Here is a 16,807-nt window from a genome sequence, read left to right as displayed (position 1 = left end):
CCAAATTTCACCACACAACGTCCCCGCTAAGATTACCCGTTCGAGTTAACAAGCGGTTAAGGCTGAACGGAGTCGACTTTGGCGTTTTGTGCAGGCGTGTCAACGGTGCGCGTCGAAACCGGCTGAGGCTTGGGATCATAGTCCCAGTCGAACCATTTGCCCTCGACGCGCTCATAATTGACCATCGGATCATAGAGCGTGCCGCTTTCCAGGCCCAGATCATCCGCCTCGGCATGGCCCATCGCGGCCAGCAGGGTGAAGCCGGCAACATAGGCATTGCGGCGGGCCGTCACGAGTTCAACCTTGGCGTTGAGCGATTCCTGCTCGGCATTCAGGATATCGAGGATGGTGCGGCTGCCGACCGAATTTTCCGCGCGCACACCTTCCAGCGACAGGTCGGCGGCGTCCACTGCCTTCTGGCTCGACTGGATCGTCCGCAACGACGCCTGCAGCGCGGCATAGGCGGCACGGGCCTGCGCGATCACGCCACGTTCTACCTCGATCTGCCGTTCCATCGCCTGCGATTCGAGCGCCTGGCTCTGGCGCACCTGGGCCGCCGGACGGCCGCCCTGATAGAGCGGAATGGACAGGGTCGCACCGACAGCCGCCTGTTTGTTGGCCGCGATGTCCTTGTCCATATAGTCGGTGTAGCTGCCCTGGGTGAAGCCGCTAAGCGTCGGCAGCGTGCCGCCCTTGGCCGCCTTCACGTCAAACCGCGCCGCTTCACGCGATTTCTGTGCCGCCTGGATATCGGGATTGTCGGCCAGCGCAACGCGCACCGCCGCATCCGGATCGGCCGGCAGGCCCGGCAGGGTCGGCGGCGATTCGAGATCGACCGGCGGCTCACCCACCATCGCGATATAATTTTCGCGGCTGTTGATCAGATTGGCTTCGGCACGTTGCAGGTCGGAACGAGCTAGTTCCAGCCGCGACTCGGACTGGGCAACGTCAGTGCGCGTGACGTCGCCAACCTCGAAACGATCGTTGGTCGCCTGAAGATTGACCTCCAGTACCTTCACGTTCGCGGTGTTGAGCGAGACCAGCGCGATGTCGCGGATCACGTCCATATAGGCGGCGACCGTCTGCGAAAAAACGCTCGCCTCGGTTCCCCGCAGATTGGCCTGGCCCGATTCGACGCGGATTTCGGCGGCCTTCACGCTGTTGCGCACGGTGCCACCCGAATAGATGGGCACATCGATGCTGCCGCTGGCGCTGGCCGATCGATGCGGCGCGAGAAAGCTGTTCGACGGCCGAACCACCAGTTCCTGAAACTGGAGCTGGGAATTGGCCGTGGGGCGCCCGGCCGCCTTCTGGATCGGGACATTCTCGTCCGTCGCCCGCTGACCGGCTCGCGCGCCGGTCAGGGTCGGGTTCGTGCGATAGGCCTTGGCCAACGCACCCTGCAGGGTTTCGGCTTGTGCCGCCCCGGCCAGGGAGGAAGAGACCAACAGCAAGGCTGTGACGGCCTGAAGCCGGAAGGAAAGTCGCTTTGCTGTCATCTACCCTGTCTCAAAAAACGAACCGCTCCGGCGCGGCGAAGCCGGGAAGCACGACCATTTCCATGTCGGTAAGGCTGGAGAGGCCCAGCACGCCCGCCACCGCACGGCCGCTGCACAGGCGTGCAACGCCGCGTTCGACGACGCCCGTCACCACCCGTCCCCCATCGACAAGCTGCTGGACGAGCGCGGCAGGGACTTCCTCCACCGCACCGTCAATGAAAAGAACATCATAGGGCGCACCAGCCGGCGCACCCGCGGCCAGCGGACCACGCACCACAGTCACGCCGGGCACCGCGATCTCTGCACCGCCTTCCGCCTCGACCGCCGTCACCTGCGCGCCCAGTTCGGCAAGCAGCGCCGCGCTATAGCCGGTCGCGGCGCCGATCAGCAGCACCTTTTCGCCGGCTTCGACTTCGGCTTCCTTGAGCAAACGGCCGGTTACCAGCGGCGGATTGAGCGCACGGTCGCCATCCAGCGGGATCGGACGGTCGATATAGGCCATGGCCCGACGCTCGGCGGGCACATAGTCCTCGCGCGGCACCTTGGCCATCACGGCGATCACGCGCGGGTCGTCCACTGCGCTGGTACGCAACTGGCTCTCGACCATGGCGGTCCGCATCGAAGAATAGTTCTGCTCGGTCACGATAGTTCCTCGCTTGGCACAACTGTATTGGCAATGCAATACACTAAGGGGATCATCGGACCTCTAAATCAGCATTTCCCCCGCGCCAAGCGGCTTTACACGCTCATGGAGGAGATTCTTGCGGTCAGTTGCCCAACAGCAGCTTGACTTTGCCGCCAAAGCCGCACATTTGCCGCCTCCACCGCACGGATGGCCCGATGGCGGAGTGGTGACGCAGAGGACTGCAAATCCTTGCACGCCGGTTCGATTCCGGCTCGGGCCTCCATTTTTTTCTGAAGACATGCCACTCTGTGCCCTCCGGGGCCGCCGACCGGCATGCCAGCCATTCAGCCCCCCCCACAACAGATCTAATTCGGCCCGAATCCGGCTCCGGACTCTTTGTTCCTTCACGTTTTTCTGGCAGATCGACAGGGAACGCCGCAAGGACTGCGAGGGTCGACAACCGTGCGTCGAACCGGACAAGCCCTTCCGCTCACGCTTCGGGGGACATCATCACGTGAATGCCGCGCGCGCATGACGAACAGCAAGAGCGAGCCGGGCATCGCCGGCCAGCGCCGCTATCGCGCCTTCATGAGCTACAGCCATGTTGACGAGCGCGCCGCCCGCACCCTTCATCACTGGCTCGAAACCTATCGCATCCCCGCCCGGCTGACCGGCATGCCGTCGCCCCGCGGTCCCGTGCCGCGCCGCCTGACGCCGATCTTCCGGGACAGGGCCGAACTGCCCGCCGCGTCCAGCCTGGACCAGGAGGTGCGCCTCGCCCTGTCCCAGTCCGATGCTCTGCTCCTGCTCTGCTCACCGGCAGCGAAGGCATCGCGCTGGGTCGATGCGGAAATCACCTTGTTCCGCCAACTTCACCCCGACCGCCCGATCATTGCGGCACTGGTCGAGGGCGAACCGGCCGACAGCTTCCCCACCGCCCTGCTGACCCCCGACAGCCATGGTATCGTCCATGAACCGATCGCCGCCGATTTCCGGCCCAATCATGACGGACCGAAACTCGCGCGGCTGAAGATCATCGCCGGACTCACCGGCCTGCCACTGGACCAGATCATTCAGCGCGATGCGCAACGCCAGTTGCGTCGCGTGATCGGCGTCACATTTGCCGCCGTCTTTCTTGCCCTAATGATGGCGCTGATGCTGGTCTTTGTCGCGCGGGCGAGAAGCGAGGCGGAACAGCAACGCCAGCAGGCGGAAGGACTTATCGAATTCATGCTCACCGACCTGCGGGAGAAACTGGAGGGTGTGGGCCGGCTTGACGTATTGCAGACCGTGAACAAGCGCGCGCTTGGCTATTATGCCGAGCAGCCCGACCTTAATGCCCTACCCGCAGCGTCACTCGAACGACGCGCCCGCATCCTGCAGGCGATGGGAGAGGATGATTTCAAACGCGGCGACACCGTCGCTGCGCTCGCGCAGTTCCGCGAGGCCTATCGTGTTACCGAGACATTGCTGACGGCTGCCCCCGACGATCCCCAACGCCTCTTTGCGCATGCCCAGAGCGAATTCTGGCTCGGCTATGTCGACTTCATCCGCAGCCGCAATGACAGCGCCCTGCCGCGATTCGAGGCCTATCAGGCCCTGGCCCGGCGCCTGGTCGCAATCGAACCCGGCAATCGCGCCTATTGGCGGGAACTGGGCTATGCTCAGGGCAATATCTGTACCATCGCGGTCGATGGCAAGCGGACGGCGCAAGCTCTCAAGAGCTGCCATGAGGCGCTGGAAACGATGGAACGGGTCCGTCAGCTTTCCCCGGACGACCCCAATATCGCTGCCGATCTCGCCAACCGTCATGCCTGGATGGCGGACGCGCTGCGGATACAGGGAAATAATGCAGCCGCCCTGGACGAACGTAATCAGCAGGGGGATATACTTCAGGCGCTGCTGCAGGCCGATCCGAAAAATGCCGGCTATCTGCAGGACTGGATGCTGGCCCGCTATTCCATGTCGCAACTTCTCCATGCGCTGGGCCAGGTGAAGCGCGCGGAGGACATGCAACAGGAAGCGCGGGCCGATGTTAACCGTCTGGTTGCACAGGACCCCGATAATAACGACTGGCGCGTCTGGCAGAAAAAGCTGGCTCGGCCGCTGACACAAGCGAGGAACTGACCATGTCGACCCAGGATTATACGCAATATGGACTGGAACCGCTCTTTTCCGTCGGACTGGAGGACGACGTAGTCCCGATCGTCTTCCGCGTCGTGCTGGAAGGCAAGAAGGGCAAGGTGGTGCTACGCTATGAACAGGTCGGCACCGGCCACGATTTTATCACGATCGCCGAAAATTCGCTCGTCGAGATCCAGCTCGTTGGCGACCAGCTGTTCTTCTCCAAGCAATATGACGCCATCACCACCAAGGAGCCCCTGGCGTCCTATTATGGCGGGCTGACCTATGATGATTATGATGCGGACCTGGATCGCTACAAGACGGTCCAGTTCCAGGCGCGCTACAATCAGGGTGGCAAATATGGCACCTGCCACGGCTTCAATATCAACATCGACCTGCTACAAAATCCGAAGGGCAAGAAACCCCACTGGATCGGCCTGTCGATCGACCCGGACATCAAGAATCCGCCGCCCAAGGACGATTGAGCGGGACGGCGGGGGAGCGATGCCATCATGAATCTTCCGGCCCTGGCGCAAATACGCAGGATCGCGCGCAGCGGCGACACGGTTCGGGCGTGGCGCATGTTCGACGCGGCCGGATTGCTGGCGTCCGATGATCGCGAAGCGCTCAGCCTCAAGGGACGGTTGCTCAAGGATCGGGCATTGCGCAGCGACGGCGGCGAACGCAGCCTGCTGCTGGCTGAGGCGCAGGCGGCCTATATGCAGGCGGCGGACGGGCGGCGCGCGACCTATCCCCTGATCAACGCGGCGACGCTCGCCTTCCTCAACGACCGCCCCGACGAGGCCGGCATGCTTGCCCGCCAGATCCTGGCCCTGCTTGAAAGCGGCGCGCATGAGCAGGAAACGCGCTATTGGCTCGCCGCGACTGCGGCGGAGGCCCATCTTCTGCTCGGGGATCACGCTGCCAGCCAGGCCGCGCTGGCGCAGGCGATGGCCGCCGCCCCCGAAGCCTGGGAAGATCATGCCGCAACCTTGCGCCAGTTCAGCCAGATATTGGTTCGCCAGAATCTCTCCCCTGCCCTGCTCGACCATCTGCGGCCACCGCCCAGCCTCTATTTCAGCGGCATCATTGGCCTGCCCGACGATGAAGGCGAGGCGCGTGAGCAGATCGGCGCACTCTTGGACGATATCCGGCCAGGCGCCCTGTTCGGTGCGCTGGCGGCCGGTGCCGACATCCTGATCGCGGAAATGGCGCTGGAGCGCGGCGCGCAGTTGCATGTCGTGCTGCCGATCCCGCTGGCGAGCTTCCGCGAAACATCCGTGCTGCCGTTTGGCAACCGGTGGCTGGATCGCTTTCATCGACTAGTCGAGGCCGCCGATTATCTCGACGTCGACGACGGCGTCTCCCACCTCTCCGATGCCGCCGTGACCAAGGCGGCGGAAATCGCCATGGGCCTGGCCCTGCGCCGGGCCGAGGCCTTTGCCACCCAGGCCCATGCACTGCATGTCGGCCGGACGCCGGACACCAGCAGCCCCGCCCATCGCCTGTGGCAGGCACGGGGCCTGCCCTTTCATGCCCTGACCCTGGCGCAATCGACGCCACCGCCGGGCTCGCCGCTCGCGGCTGCAGGAAATGCCGCCATCCTGGCATCCACCCAGCCGTTTCCCGATGCAGGCCACGGCCGGGAAGCGAGCCAGACAGCGAGCGGCATCCATGTCCTCGCGCTTGCTGACATTGTGGCCGCCATGCGACTGGCGGGCACGATGTTGCGCACCGTGCCCGATATCGGCCTGTCTCTCGAGTATCGCACGCGAGAGACAGGAGTCCCGATCGATGGAGATGATGGCCTTGCGCCTCTGCTGGCCCGCGCCGCGCCTGCTGGCAGCATCTGTGCCCCCTGGCCCCAGGCGGCGGCGCTTGATCTTCACGATCCTGCCTTCCGCTTTGAAATGGCCGGCGAGGTCATGACCGCCTATGGCGATTGCCCGGTCGGCCATTACTACCCGCCATCGGACTGATTCGCTCGCCTTACAGGATCATGTCGCTCAGCATCCGGGGCGAATGAATGATGATCTTGCCGTCCTCCCGACTGACAATGCCGCGCCGGATCAGGACCGCAACCGCCCGCGAGGCGGTTTCACGCGTCGTGTTCGCGCTCAGCGCAAGCGTTGTGATCTGGGGGGCAGGCACAATATCCGCGCGTCCGTCGGCCAGCGCCAGCAGTTCGCTATAGACCCGCCCTGCCGCGCTGTAGGTGGACCTGGTCGCCATCCGGTCCAGCGCCCGGTCAAGCTGACGGGCAAGCAGCCGGGCCATGCCGGCGCCGATCTGGGCATCCGTCGCCACCAGCGCCGCCAGCGCCTGCGCTTCGGCCTGCAACAACTGCGTCTCGACCATCGCCTCGATTTCGGCGCGATGCGTTGTGGGTGCCGGATAGGCGCCGAAAAATTCGCCCGGCCCATGCCGGGCAAGCTGTTGGCGCTGGCCATCGACACCGAAGGTCTGCGCCACCACGCAGCCGTCCACGACGAGCCAGCAATGATGCGATGCTTCTCCCTGATGCGCCAATATCTGTTTCGCCCCCACGCGCTGCGGAATCAGAACGCGCCGCAACGCCTGCGCCATCTCCTGGCCACAGCGAAAGATGGCCGCAATCACATCGATCTGTTCTTCCCTGTCCAAGGCGCGCAATTCTCCACCCTTGATGGCCATCTTCCGGCATAGCCCAAGCTGGGGCGAGGGAAACAGCGGATCGCACAAATTCCCTCGAAAAACGTGATGCTGATCACGGCCCCGTCCGCTGCAATCACCTAGACGTCGGATGCGACCCGAAGGAGGCTCCGTTATGGGGCAGCCTTTCCACTAGCCCGGGGCATTCAGCCTCCGGGCTATTTTTTGCTCTAGCCGGCGGGAAACTCGGCGGCGGCTGCGAAAGCCCGCACACCGCTCTCGACTTACCAAAGCCGCACCGGCTAAGACACCGGCATGATGAAGCTGTTCATTGGCAACAAAGCCTATTCGAGCTGGTCGCTGCGCGGCTGGCTGGCGTGCAAATTGTCGGGCCTTCCCTTCGAAGAAGTGGTCGTCCCGCTCTATGACGAGGAATGGGAAAAGCGACGCGAAGGCGATGAATTCGCGCCTTCATCGGGCAAGGTGCCCATCTTGTGGGATGGTGACGACATCGTCGTATGGGACAGCCTGGCGATCGTCGAATATCTGAACGAGAAGACGGGCCGCGACCTGTTCTGGCCGACCGATCCGGCCGCCCGCGCCATGGCGCGATCGATGGCCGCCGAAATGCACTCCAGCTTCGCCGCGCTGCGCCGCGAGCACAGCATGAACATCCGCCAGATCTACGATCCGGTGCCGCCATCGGATGCCGTCGTGCAAGATATCGCACGGATCATGGAACTTTGGGCACAGGCCCGCGCCCGCTACGGTGGCGAGGGTGACTTCCTGTTCGGCGAATTTGGCGCGGTCGACCTGATGTTCGCGCCCGTCGTCACCCGCTTCATCACCTATCAGTTGCCCGTCGCCCGCTTTGCCGAAGCCTATATGCGCGCGATCATCGCCCATCCCTGGATGCAGGAATGGATCGGCGAGGCACAGGCCGAGGAATGGGTGATCGACAAGTTTGAAGTCCCGCCCCAAAAGGTCTGATCCGATGAGCGACAGCCCGGAGACACGCAAGGAAGAAGCCGCCAGGATCCGCCGGCGCTGGATCACGTTGGGAGAAACATTGGCGGTGGCGGCGGTGATGATCTCCGCCCTCACCCTTTATCTCAACTGGGCGGACAAGAAGGACGAACGGGCCGACAAGGCGGCGGAAAGCAGCAAAGCTTCCGCCCGCGCGGCTCGACTGGTGCTGAACGCGCAGGCCGACGGCGAGAGCCGGCTGACGCTCAAGCCCGCCGATCCCGATCAATTGGTGCAGAGCCAGACGATCCATTTCCCCAAGGCGCTGGGCATCGCACCGGTCGACACGACGGGCGAACCCCGAATCGAGGCGACCTGGTTCGAGGACGCCCTGAAAAAGGCCCGTAATGGCGCAAAACTGCCCGACGACAGCATCGGCGATGAGAAACTGCCGGTGACGATCGTCACCCAGTTCGTCGTCAATGGCGACACCCACGAAGATTCGGCGATCTACGACATCGGCTATGGCATCGCCGGCAAATGGCTGTCCGGCCACAAGCTGACGCTGCGCGGCTTGTCGCTGGTCAGCCATGCCCAAGGAGCCGGCGCCCAGGCCCAGATCGACGCCCGCTGGGCGCGGCAAACGAAGCGCTGATCCACGGCGAGCCCAACAAAAAACCCGGCCGCTCCTTGCGGGAGCGCCGGGCCTTTTGCTCGTCCGGGGGACGTGTGTCGGGTTTAGCCGACGATTTCTTCGGGCTTGAAGAAATAGGCGATCTCGATCGCGGCATTTTCCTCGCTGTCCGAACCATGGACCGAATTGGCTTCGATCGATTCGGCCAGTTCCTTGCGGATGGTGCCGGCGTCGGCATTGGCCGGGTTGGTGGCGCCCATGATGTCGCGGTTGCGGGTCACGGCATTTTCGCCTTCCAGAACCTGGACGACGACCGGGCCGGAGATCATGAAGGCAACCAGGTCAGCGAAGAAGGGGCGTTCCTTATGCACGGCATAGAAGCCTTCGGCCTGTTCGCGGCTCATGCGGATGCGCTTGGAAGCAACGACGCGCAGGCCGGCTTCTTCCAGCATCTTGGTGACGGCGCCGGTCAGGTTGCGACGGGTCGCGTCGGGCTTGATGATCGAAAAAGTGCGCGTGACGGCCATGGCCCTCATAACTCCGAATTGTTGGAATAAAGTTGCGCGCCCTTTAGACTGGCCCGGATCACTTCGCAAGAGGGCGGGCAAGAGGGCAGCAAGAGGACTGGGACAGCCCCTAATTCCGGCAGTTCAAGGCCCCTGCACCCATTTGCGACCTTCCTGTCGCCAGAAGCGTGGGGTCACGCCCTCACGCTTGTTGAGCGCGCGCCAGCTGGCCCGCGCCCCATCGATCGTGTCCGCGTCGAAGAAATAGAAGGCGCGCTCGAAGCCCAGCGCCTCCTCGCGCCATATCCCATCCGCCAGCGCGATATGCTTCGCGCCATTGGCAGCGACGCAGTCCTGTGCCAGCAACACCGGTTGGGCCGCATCCACGCCGTCACCCGCCACGCCATTGGCCAGGAAGCTTTCGGGTGGACCGGCCCACAGGCCCGCCGATATGCGGGCGAGCCGTTCCGGTTCGTCGGCCACCACCAACAGCCGTGCGCCCATGTCCAGGATGCGTGCCGCGATCGCGGGCAACACCCCTTCCACAGGATCGCGGCTCAGCTGGTAGAAGTCGACCTGCACGGCATCAACGCTCGAACTTGTCGGCCACCAACTGGTCGATCAGGCGTACGCCATAGCCGGTCGCGCCCTTGTCCCAGGTCGCGCCGGGCTTGTCCGACCAGACCATGCCGGCAATGTCGAGATGCGCCCATTTGACGCCTTCGTTGACGAATCGCTTGATGAACTGCGCCGCCGTGATCGATCCGGCGAAGCGCGGGCCGATATTCTTCATGTCGGCGATCGGGCTGTCGATCAGCTTGTTATAGGCGTCGGACAAGGGAAAGCGCCACAACTGGTCACCGCTCACCTTACCTGCTGCGATCAGATCGTCGGCCAGGCCGTCATCATTGGCGAAGATGCCAGCATATTGGTCGCCCAACGCCACCATCATCGCCCCGGTCAGGGTCGCCAGGTCGATCACCACATCCGGCGCATAGGCCTTCTGCGCCCAGGTCACGGCATCGCACAGCACCAGCCGTCCTTCCGCATCGGTATTCAGCACCTCGATCGTCTGGCCCGACATGGACGTCACGATGTCACCGGGGCGCTGGGCGTTGGCGTCCGGCATATTCTCGACCAGGCCGCAAATGCCGACGACGCGCGCCTTGGCCTTGCGGCCAGCCAGCGCCTTCATGGCACCCGCAACGGCGCCCGCGCCGCCCATATCCCACTTCATGTCTTCCATGCCGGGGCCAGGCTTGAGCGAGATGCCGCCGGTGTCGAAGGTCACGCCCTTGCCGATGAACACCACCGGCTTTTCGGCGGCGCCATCGGTGCCATCCCATTCCATCGCCAACAGCCGTGCTTCACGCGCGGAACCCTGCGCCACGCCCAGCAGCGCCCCCATGCCGAGTTCCGTCATCGCCGCACGGTCCAGCACAGTGATCTTGACGCCCAGCTCGGCCAGATGCTGGCAGCGTTCGACGAAGCTTTCGGGATAAAGGATGTTCGCCGGCTCCGATACCAGTTCGCGGGTGAAGGCCACGCCGGCCGCGATCGCCGACAATTTCGTCCACTCGGCGTCGGCATCGTTCGCCACGATCGTCACGGTCGCCAGCGTCGGCTTGGCCTTCTCGCTCTGGCGGGTGCGATAGGTGTCGATCCGCCAGCTGCGCAGCAATGCGCCAAAGCCAAGGCGCGCCGCGCTCTCGCCGCTGATCCCGGCAGGAAATTCGACGGCTGCATGCACCGCGCCGCTAATCGACAGACGCGCCGTCAACGCGCCGCCCGCCCGTTCGAGGTCCGCGTCGCTGCCGCTGCCCAGGCCCAGCAGCACAACCCGCAGCACCGCACCGCCCTCGTCGACGAAGCTTTCAAAGCTGCCCCCCGCTTCGCCGGTGAAACGTGCAGCAGCAGCCCCGGCGGTCAGCGTTGCAGACGCCGCGAGCGGCAAATTGTCGACGGACCCCTTCGCTACGGCAAGAACCAGCGTGTCGGCTTGAGGGCGGGAGGGGCTGAATTGGATGTCCATCGATGTGCCTTTTCTGTGCAACGGCGTGTCTCTCTTCTCCCTGCCAGATAGTGCGGCTTCCATCGTCTGGAAAGCCGTTCGGCCGATTTCGGCACGCGGAAACGCGAGGATAGATTGCGGCGCGCTTCAACCAGTGCGATAGGCGGGGTCGAGAAGTGCCCCAAAGAGGCTCCACCGCTTGCAGATTTCCATGTTCCCCCTGCCGTTTAAACATGCGCTGCTGGCCGGCGCCGCGTCCTCGTGCCTGCTGCTCGCGCCTGCGGTTCAGGCGCAGCAGACTCCCAAGCCCAGGCTCAACGAGCCCCAGGCCGGGATCAGCGCGCCCGACGCCCCTGTGCCGGAAAATGACCAGGAAATCGGCTTCGCGGCCGATAGCCTGGAATATGACAGCAACAGCCAGATCGTGACCGCGACCGGCAATGTCCAGTTGCTGCGCGACGGCAACCGGCTGCGCGCCGACAAGATCGTATGGGACCGCAACACCGGCAAGGTCGAGGCGATCGGCAGCGTGTCCGTCGTCGATCCCGAAGGCAATGTTGCCTATGGTGATCGCTTCGACGTCACCGACACGCTGCAGGACGGCGCGGTCGACAACATGCTGTTGGTCCTGCAGCAGGGCGGACGCATGGCCGCGACCAAGGGCGAACGGGTCAACGGCATCTATACGTTGCACCATGCCGCCTATACTGGCTGCCCGGTGGAAGATGGCGGCGGCTGCCCCAAGGAACCGACCTGGCAGATCAATGCGGTCAAGGTCATCTATGACCCGACCAAGGAACGCGTTTCCTATACCAAAGCCAATGTCGAATTGTTCGGCCTGCCGCTCATCCCGTTGCCCGGCCTGTCTCATCCGGTCGGTGACAATGGCGGCAGCGGCCTGCTGGTACCCAATATGCGCTACGACCGCACCAACGGGTTCGAGGTCGCGCTGCCTTATTATATGAAGCTTGCCCCCAACCGCGATCTTACTCTGACGCCGCATGTCTATACCGACACGCTGCCGATGATGGAGGGCAACTTTCGACATCTCTACGACCGTGGCGCCTATCAGATCACCGGCTACGCCACCTATGGCAGCCGCTCCAGCGGGACGACGCCGACCGATTCGCAGAAGGACATACGCGGCGCGATCGACGCCAGCGGCGGCCTGCAGCTGACGCCGGAATGGAGCGTCAACGGCTCGATTCGCGTCGCGACCGATCGCACCTTCCTGCGGCGCTACGACATCAACCGAGACGACCGGCTACGCTCGACCCTGGGCGTGCAGCGGATCGGCGAGAACAGCTATTTCTCGCTCGCCGGCTGGGCCGTGCAGACGCTGCGCACCGACGATCCCCAGGGGCAGATGCCGATCGCGCTGCCGGTGATGGATTATCGCCTGCGGATGAAGGACCCGCTGCTCGGCGGCCAGATCCAGTTCCAGGCCAACACCCTCGCCATCACCCGCACCGAAGGGCAGGACACCCAGCGTGCCTTCGCCGCATTCGAGTGGAATTTGCGCAAGCTGACCGGCCTGGGGCAGGAAGTCACCTTCACGACCTATCTGCGCGGCGACGTCTATCACAGCACCGACAATGACCTGACGACCCAGGCCAGCTATGCCGGCACGCCGGGCTGGGAGACGCGCGGCATCGCCGCCGCCGCGGTCGACATGCGCTGGCCCTTCATGGGTGAGGCATTTGGTGGCGTGCAACGGATTGCCCCGCGCGTTCAGGTCGTCGCTGCGCCGCACCTCAAGAATCTCGACGTTCCCAATGAGGACGCGCGCGCGGTCGACCTGGAGGACAGCAACCTCTTCGCGCTCAATCGCTTCGCAGGCTATGATCGGTTCGAGGATTCGAGCCGCATCACCTATGGCGTCGAATATAATCTGGCAGTGCCCAATTTCACGCTCGATGCCAATATCGGCCAGAGCTACCGCCTCGACAACCGCGCCAGCATCCTGCCCGACGGCACCGGCCTGGCGGATCGGATGTCCGATATCGTCGGTCGCTGGACCGTGCGCTACAAGGATTTCGTCAGCTTCACCCAGCGCTTCCGCTTCGACAAGGACAGCCTGGCCGTCCGCCGGAACGAGATCGATGCCACCCTGGGCAGCAAGAAGACCTATGCGATGGTCAGCTATCTGCGGCTCAACCGCAATGCCGACGCCAGCCTGGAAGACCTGCAGGACCGCGAGGAACTGCGCCTGGGTGGCCGCATCCAGTTCGCCCGATTCTGGTCCGTGTTCGGCTCGACCGTCATCGACCTGACCGATGCGAAGGAGGATCCGGGCAGTTCGGCCGACGGCTATGAGCCGGTGCGCCAGCGCCTGGGCGTGGCCTATGAGGATGACTGCCTGACGCTCGGCTTCACCTGGCGCCGCGACTATCAGACCACCGGCGACGCGCGAATGGGCAACACCTTCCAGCTTCGGCTAGCTTTCCGCAATATTGGCATATAAGGAACGTCCCTTCCCGCCATCCGCTCAGGACCGGTTAAGGCGGACCGGGGCATAGGCGCCGGACCGTATTGGAGATATTTGCCGACGATGCTGCCTGTCGTTTCCTTGCCCAATCGCCTGGGATATTCCGTTCGCTCCGGCCTGCGCGCCCTCTTGCTGTCCTCGGCCCTGCTGAGCATGGGCGTGCCAGCTGCGCATGCGCAGACGGCCGTCGACAATGACGATGCAGCCGGGCAATTGAACCTGCCCAAGGATGTCACCGTCTTCGGCAAGAGCGATCCCAATATCCGCAAGGCTACGGCGATCGTGAACGGGCGCATCATCACGGGCACCGATGTCGATCAGCGTCTGGCGCTCATCATCACGGCCAATGGCGGCAAGGTTTCGGCGGAGGAAAAAGAACGACTGCGCGTTCAGGTTCTGCGCAACCTGATCGACGAGACGTTGCAGATTCAGGAAGCGGCGGCCAACGACATCAAGATCGATCCGGCCGAAGTGAACCAGAGCTATGAACGGGTCGCCGCGAACTTCCGCAAGTCGCCCGAGCAGTTCGACCAATATCTGCGCGAACAGGGCAGCGCCGCAGCCAGCATCAAGCGCCAGATCGAGGGCGAACTGGCCTGGAGCCGGCTGCTCCGTCGCAACATCCAGCCCTTCGTCAACGTATCCGAAGACGAAGTGAAGTCGGTGATCGACCGCCTCAATTCGGCCAAGGGCAGCGACGAGGTCCGGATCAGCGAAATCTATCTCTCGGCCACCCCGGAGAATCGGGAACAGATCGCCGCCAACGCCCGCAACATCATCGACCAGATCAAGCAGGGCGGCAGCTTCGCGGCCTATGCTCGGCAATTTTCCGAAGCCTCGACCGCCGTGGTCGGTGGTGATCTGGGCTGGGTCCGCCCCAACCAGCTGCCCACCGAACTGGCACAGGCAGCCACCGAATTGCAGGTCGGCCAGATCGCCGGGCCGGTCGAAACCGTTGGTGGCATGTCGATCATCTATGTGATGGACAAGCGCAAGGTGCTGACTGCCGATCCGCGCGATTCGCTGCTCAGCCTGAAGCAATTGTCCGTCATGTTCCCGGCCGGCACCACGAAGGAAGCCGCCAGCCAGAAGGCCGCAACCTTCGCCGCCGCGGTCAAGGAAATCAAGGGCTGCGGCCAGGCGAACGAAATCGGCGCCCGCATCGGTGCCGACGTGGTCGACAATGACAATGTGAAGCTGCGCGACCTGCCGCCCCAGTTGCAGGACATTCTGCTCAATCTCCAGGTTGGCGAATCCACCCCGCCCTTCGGCTCGATCAACGATGGCGTCCGTGTCCTGATCGTCTGCGGCCGTGACGAGCCGCAATCGGCCAATGCGCCCAATCCCGAACAGATCATGGCGCAACTTGAAGAGGAACGGGTCAACAAGCGCGCACGTATCTATCTGCGCGACCTTCGCCGCGATGCCATTATCGAATATAACTGATTTGGCCGATCTGCCCCCCTTCGCCGTGTCGCTCGGCGATCCGGCAGGGATAGGGCCGGAAATCGTCGCCAAGGCGTGGGTCATGCGCGAAGCGCGCGGCCTGCCGTCCTTCTTCGCCGTGGGCGACGCCGCGTCGCTGCGCGCCGTCTGGCTCGGTCCGATCGAGATTGTCGGCTCACCCGAGGAAGCCGCGCGCGTCTTCTCCGACGCCCTTCCCTGCCTGCAAGTTGCGGAAGCCGGCGAGATTGTGCCCGGCATGCCCAGCATCGACGGTGCCCGTACCGCCTTCCAGTCGCTGGAGGTCTCGGTCGGCCTCGCCCGCAGCGGATCGGCCGCCGGCATCGTTACTGCCCCGGTCGGCAAGGAACAGCTGTACGGCGTCGGCTTCACCCATCCGGGCCAGACCGAATTTGTCGCCGAGCGCTGCGGCGTGTCGGCCCAGAACGCCGTCATGATGCTCGCCGGTCCGTCGCTCAAGGTCGTGCCGATCACCATCCATATCGCGCTGGCCGACGTGCCCGCCGCCCTGACGGTCGACCTGATCCGCGCCCGCGCCCTCACCACGGTGAAGGGGTTGCAACGCAATTTCGGCATCGCCCGCCCCCGCCTCGCCGTCGCCGGCCTCAACCCCCATGCCGGGGAGAATGGCGCGCTTGGCCGCGAGGAGATCGAGGTGATCCGGCCGGCAATCGAATCGCTGCGCGCCGAAGGGATCGACATATTCGGCCCGCTGGCCGCCGACGGCATGTTCCATGCCCGCGCCCGCGAAACCTATGATGCGGCGCTCTGCATGTATCATGACCAGGCGCTGATCCCGATCAAGACGCTGAACTTCGACGATGGCGTCAACATCACGCTCGGCCTGCCGATCGTGCGCACCTCGCCCGATCATGGCACCGCCTTCGGCATCGCCGGTACCGACAGCGCCAATCCTGGTGCGATGATCGCCGCCCTCAAGATGGCGGCCGAAGCCGCCCGTGCCCGTATCGCTTATGCCGCCTGAATCCCGCCCGCCCCTGCCGCCGCTGCGCGCGGTGATCGCGGCCCACGGGCTTCAGGCCAGCAAGGCGCTCGGCCAGAATTTCCTGCTCGACGAACAATTGCTCGACCGGATCGCCGCCATTCCCGGCAGCATCCAGGACCAGCCTGCATTCGAGGTCGGCCCCGGTCCCGGCGGCCTTACCCGCGCGATCCTACGCGCCGGCGGCCGGCTGGTCGCGGTCGAGCGCGACCGCCGTTGCCTTCCCGCACTCGCCGAACTGGAACAGGCCTTTCCTGGCCAGTTGCGTGTCATCTCCGGCGACGCGATGGAGATCGATGCCCATGCCGAGGCGGGCGATGGCGCTCATATCATCGCCAACCTGCCCTATAATGTCGGCACCGCCCTGCTGGTCGGCTGGTTGTCGGCGCAGTGGACGCCGCTGCCCTGGTGGTCCAGCCTGACCTTGATGTTCCAGATGGAAGTGGCCGAACGCATCGTCGCGAAACCAGGCACCGACCATTATGGCCGCCTCGCCGTGCTATCCCAATGGCGCAGCGACGCGCGCATCGCGATGAAGGTGCATCGCAGCGCCTTCACCCCGCCGCCAAAAGTCATGTCGGCCGTGGTCCACATCACCCCCAAGCCGGCGCCCGAAGGCGTGCAGCTCAAGATCCTCGAACGCCTGACCGCTGCCGCCTTCGGCCAGCGCCGCAAGATGCTGCGCCAGAGCCTCAAGTCCGTCCCCGGCGCGCTCGACGCGCTGGAAGCGATCGGCATCGACCCGCAACGCCGCGCCGAAACCGTCAGCGTCGAAGAATTCGTCGCCCTCGCCCGCCAGCTTGGCCAGGCAATGATCGCCACCTAAGTTCCCGTGCGGCGTCAGCGTACCCGCGCC

Annotated in this window: 15 protein-coding genes and 1 tRNA gene; 10 read left to right on the top strand and 6 right to left on the bottom strand. The window is 64.3% G+C overall.

Features of this window, described 5'->3' with window-relative positions:
- Positions 1-56: 56 nt before the first annotated feature.
- Both PMI04_RS06000 and PMI04_RS05995 read right to left on the bottom strand, forming a co-directional pair.
- Complete coding sequence (locus PMI04_RS06000; RefSeq protein ID WP_007709543.1) at positions 57-1,499, bottom strand: TolC family outer membrane protein; 1,443 nt, start codon at positions 1,497-1,499, stop codon at positions 57-59.
- A gap of 10 nt (positions 1,500-1,509) precedes the next feature.
- Positions 1,510-2,142, bottom strand: coding sequence for a protein-L-isoaspartate O-methyltransferase (locus tag PMI04_RS05995; protein ID WP_007709542.1), 633 nt, complete (start codon positions 2,140-2,142; stop codon positions 1,510-1,512).
- A gap of 191 nt (positions 2,143-2,333) precedes the next feature.
- Here PMI04_RS05995 and PMI04_RS05990 point away from each other — a divergent pair.
- The 4 genes from PMI04_RS05990 (at position 2,334) to PMI04_RS05975 (ending at position 6,227) form a co-directional block, all read left to right on the top strand.
- A tRNA-Cys gene (locus PMI04_RS05990) sits at positions 2,334-2,407 on the top strand.
- Between the two features lie 248 nt (positions 2,408-2,655).
- A complete protein-coding gene (locus tag PMI04_RS05985) occupies positions 2,656-4,251 on the top strand; it encodes a toll/interleukin-1 receptor domain-containing protein (protein ID WP_007709541.1) in 1,596 nt (531 codons plus the stop codon).
- A 2-nt stretch (positions 4,252-4,253) separates the two neighbouring features.
- Complete coding sequence (locus PMI04_RS05980) at positions 4,254-4,733, top strand: nucleotide synthetase (protein WP_007709540.1); 480 nt, start codon at positions 4,254-4,256, stop codon at positions 4,731-4,733.
- A gap of 27 nt (positions 4,734-4,760) precedes the next feature.
- Positions 4,761-6,227 (top strand): tetratricopeptide repeat-containing protein, encoded by a 1,467-nt coding sequence (locus PMI04_RS05975; RefSeq protein WP_007709539.1) that lies wholly within the window; start codon positions 4,761-4,763, stop codon positions 6,225-6,227.
- A 10-nt stretch (positions 6,228-6,237) separates the two neighbouring features.
- On the opposite strand, the gene PMI04_RS05970 is transcribed toward PMI04_RS05975, so the two are convergent.
- Complete coding sequence (locus tag PMI04_RS05970) at positions 6,238-6,891, bottom strand: Crp/Fnr family transcriptional regulator (protein WP_037486420.1); 654 nt, start codon at positions 6,889-6,891, stop codon at positions 6,238-6,240.
- Between the two features lie 303 nt (positions 6,892-7,194).
- On the opposite strand from PMI04_RS05970, the gene PMI04_RS05965 reads away from it, so the two are divergent.
- Together PMI04_RS05965 and PMI04_RS05960 are read left to right on the top strand one after the other, a co-directional pair.
- Positions 7,195-7,869, top strand: coding sequence for a glutathione S-transferase family protein (locus tag PMI04_RS05965; protein ID WP_007709537.1), 675 nt, complete (start codon positions 7,195-7,197; stop codon positions 7,867-7,869).
- A gap of 4 nt (positions 7,870-7,873) precedes the next feature.
- The gene (locus PMI04_RS05960) at positions 7,874-8,500 is read left to right on the top strand and encodes a hypothetical protein (protein WP_007709536.1); all 627 of its coding nucleotides are present in this window, start codon (positions 7,874-7,876) and stop codon (positions 8,498-8,500) included.
- An 83-nt stretch (positions 8,501-8,583) separates the two neighbouring features.
- Here the strand turns inward: PMI04_RS05960 and ndk are convergent, their stop codons facing one another.
- The 3 genes from ndk to PMI04_RS05945 all read right to left on the bottom strand — a co-directional run bounded on the left by ndk (position 8,584) and on the right by PMI04_RS05945 (position 11,017).
- Positions 8,584-9,006 (bottom strand): nucleoside-diphosphate kinase, encoded by a 423-nt coding sequence (gene ndk, locus PMI04_RS05955; protein WP_004210674.1) that lies wholly within the window; start codon positions 9,004-9,006, stop codon positions 8,584-8,586.
- Between the two features lie 123 nt (positions 9,007-9,129).
- Positions 9,130-9,567 carry a DNA polymerase III subunit chi gene (locus PMI04_RS05950; protein ID WP_007709525.1) on the bottom strand — a complete coding sequence of 146 codons (438 nt, stop codon included), beginning with the start codon at positions 9,565-9,567 and terminating at the stop codon, positions 9,130-9,132.
- Between the two features lie 4 nt (positions 9,568-9,571).
- On the bottom strand, positions 9,572-11,017 hold the full coding sequence (locus tag PMI04_RS05945; protein ID WP_007709518.1) for a leucyl aminopeptidase: 1,446 nt from the start codon (positions 11,015-11,017) through the stop codon (positions 9,572-9,574).
- A gap of 178 nt (positions 11,018-11,195) precedes the next feature.
- Here PMI04_RS05945 and lptD point away from each other — a divergent pair, with 178 nt between their 5' ends.
- The 4 genes from lptD (at position 11,196) to rsmA (ending at position 16,777) form a co-directional block, all read left to right on the top strand.
- A complete protein-coding gene (gene lptD, locus PMI04_RS05940) occupies positions 11,196-13,460 on the top strand; it encodes an LPS assembly protein LptD (RefSeq protein WP_283184860.1) in 2,265 nt (754 codons plus the stop codon).
- A gap of 87 nt (positions 13,461-13,547) precedes the next feature.
- Positions 13,548-14,930 (top strand): peptidylprolyl isomerase, encoded by a 1,383-nt coding sequence (locus PMI04_RS05935; RefSeq protein ID WP_007713146.1) that lies wholly within the window; start codon positions 13,548-13,550, stop codon positions 14,928-14,930.
- A complete protein-coding gene (gene pdxA, locus PMI04_RS05930; protein WP_007713148.1) occupies positions 14,908-15,933 on the top strand; it encodes a 4-hydroxythreonine-4-phosphate dehydrogenase PdxA in 1,026 nt (341 codons plus the stop codon). The genes PMI04_RS05935 and pdxA overlap by 23 nt, the downstream gene beginning before the upstream one ends.
- On the top strand, positions 15,923-16,777 hold the full coding sequence (gene rsmA, locus PMI04_RS05925) for a 16S rRNA (adenine(1518)-N(6)/adenine(1519)-N(6))-dimethyltransferase RsmA (protein ID WP_007713151.1): 855 nt from the start codon (positions 15,923-15,925) through the stop codon (positions 16,775-16,777). Before pdxA ends, rsmA begins: the two co-directional genes overlap by 11 nt.
- The last annotated feature ends 30 nt before the right edge of the window (positions 16,778-16,807 follow it).

Source organism: Sphingobium sp. AP49 (assembly GCF_000281715.2).
Classification (GTDB): domain Bacteria; phylum Pseudomonadota; class Alphaproteobacteria; order Sphingomonadales; family Sphingomonadaceae; genus Sphingobium.
The sequence above is the reverse complement of the archived record's forward strand: the minus strand, read 5'-3'. Positions and strand labels throughout refer to the sequence as shown.

Excerpts from the sequence above, each read along its gene's own strand:
- PMI04_RS06000 (WP_007709543.1), bottom strand. The coding sequence starts at position 1,499 with ATGACAGCAAAGCGACTTTCCTTCCGGCTTCAGGCCGTCACAGCCTTG.
- PMI04_RS05985 (WP_007709541.1), top strand. The coding sequence starts at position 2,656 with ATGACGAACAGCAAGAGCGAGCCGGGCATCGCCGGCCAGCGCCGCTAT.
- PMI04_RS05980 (WP_007709540.1), top strand. The coding sequence starts at position 4,254 with ATGTCGACCCAGGATTATACGCAATATGGACTGGAACCGCTCTTTTCC.
- PMI04_RS05975 (WP_007709539.1), top strand. The coding sequence starts at position 4,761 with ATGAATCTTCCGGCCCTGGCGCAAATACGCAGGATCGCGCGCAGCGGC.
- PMI04_RS05965 (WP_007709537.1), top strand. The coding sequence starts at position 7,195 with ATGATGAAGCTGTTCATTGGCAACAAAGCCTATTCGAGCTGGTCGCTG.
- PMI04_RS05960 (WP_007709536.1), top strand. The coding sequence starts at position 7,874 with ATGAGCGACAGCCCGGAGACACGCAAGGAAGAAGCCGCCAGGATCCGC.
- ndk (WP_004210674.1), bottom strand. The coding sequence starts at position 9,006 with ATGGCCGTCACGCGCACTTTTTCGATCATCAAGCCCGACGCGACCCGT.
- PMI04_RS05945 (WP_007709518.1), bottom strand. The coding sequence starts at position 11,017 with ATGGACATCCAATTCAGCCCCTCCCGCCCTCAAGCCGACACGCTGGTT.
- PMI04_RS05935 (WP_007713146.1), top strand. The coding sequence starts at position 13,548 with ATGCTGCCTGTCGTTTCCTTGCCCAATCGCCTGGGATATTCCGTTCGC.
- pdxA (WP_007713148.1), top strand. The coding sequence starts at position 14,908 with ATGCCATTATCGAATATAACTGATTTGGCCGATCTGCCCCCCTTCGCC.
- rsmA (WP_007713151.1), top strand. The coding sequence starts at position 15,923 with ATGCCGCCTGAATCCCGCCCGCCCCTGCCGCCGCTGCGCGCGGTGATC.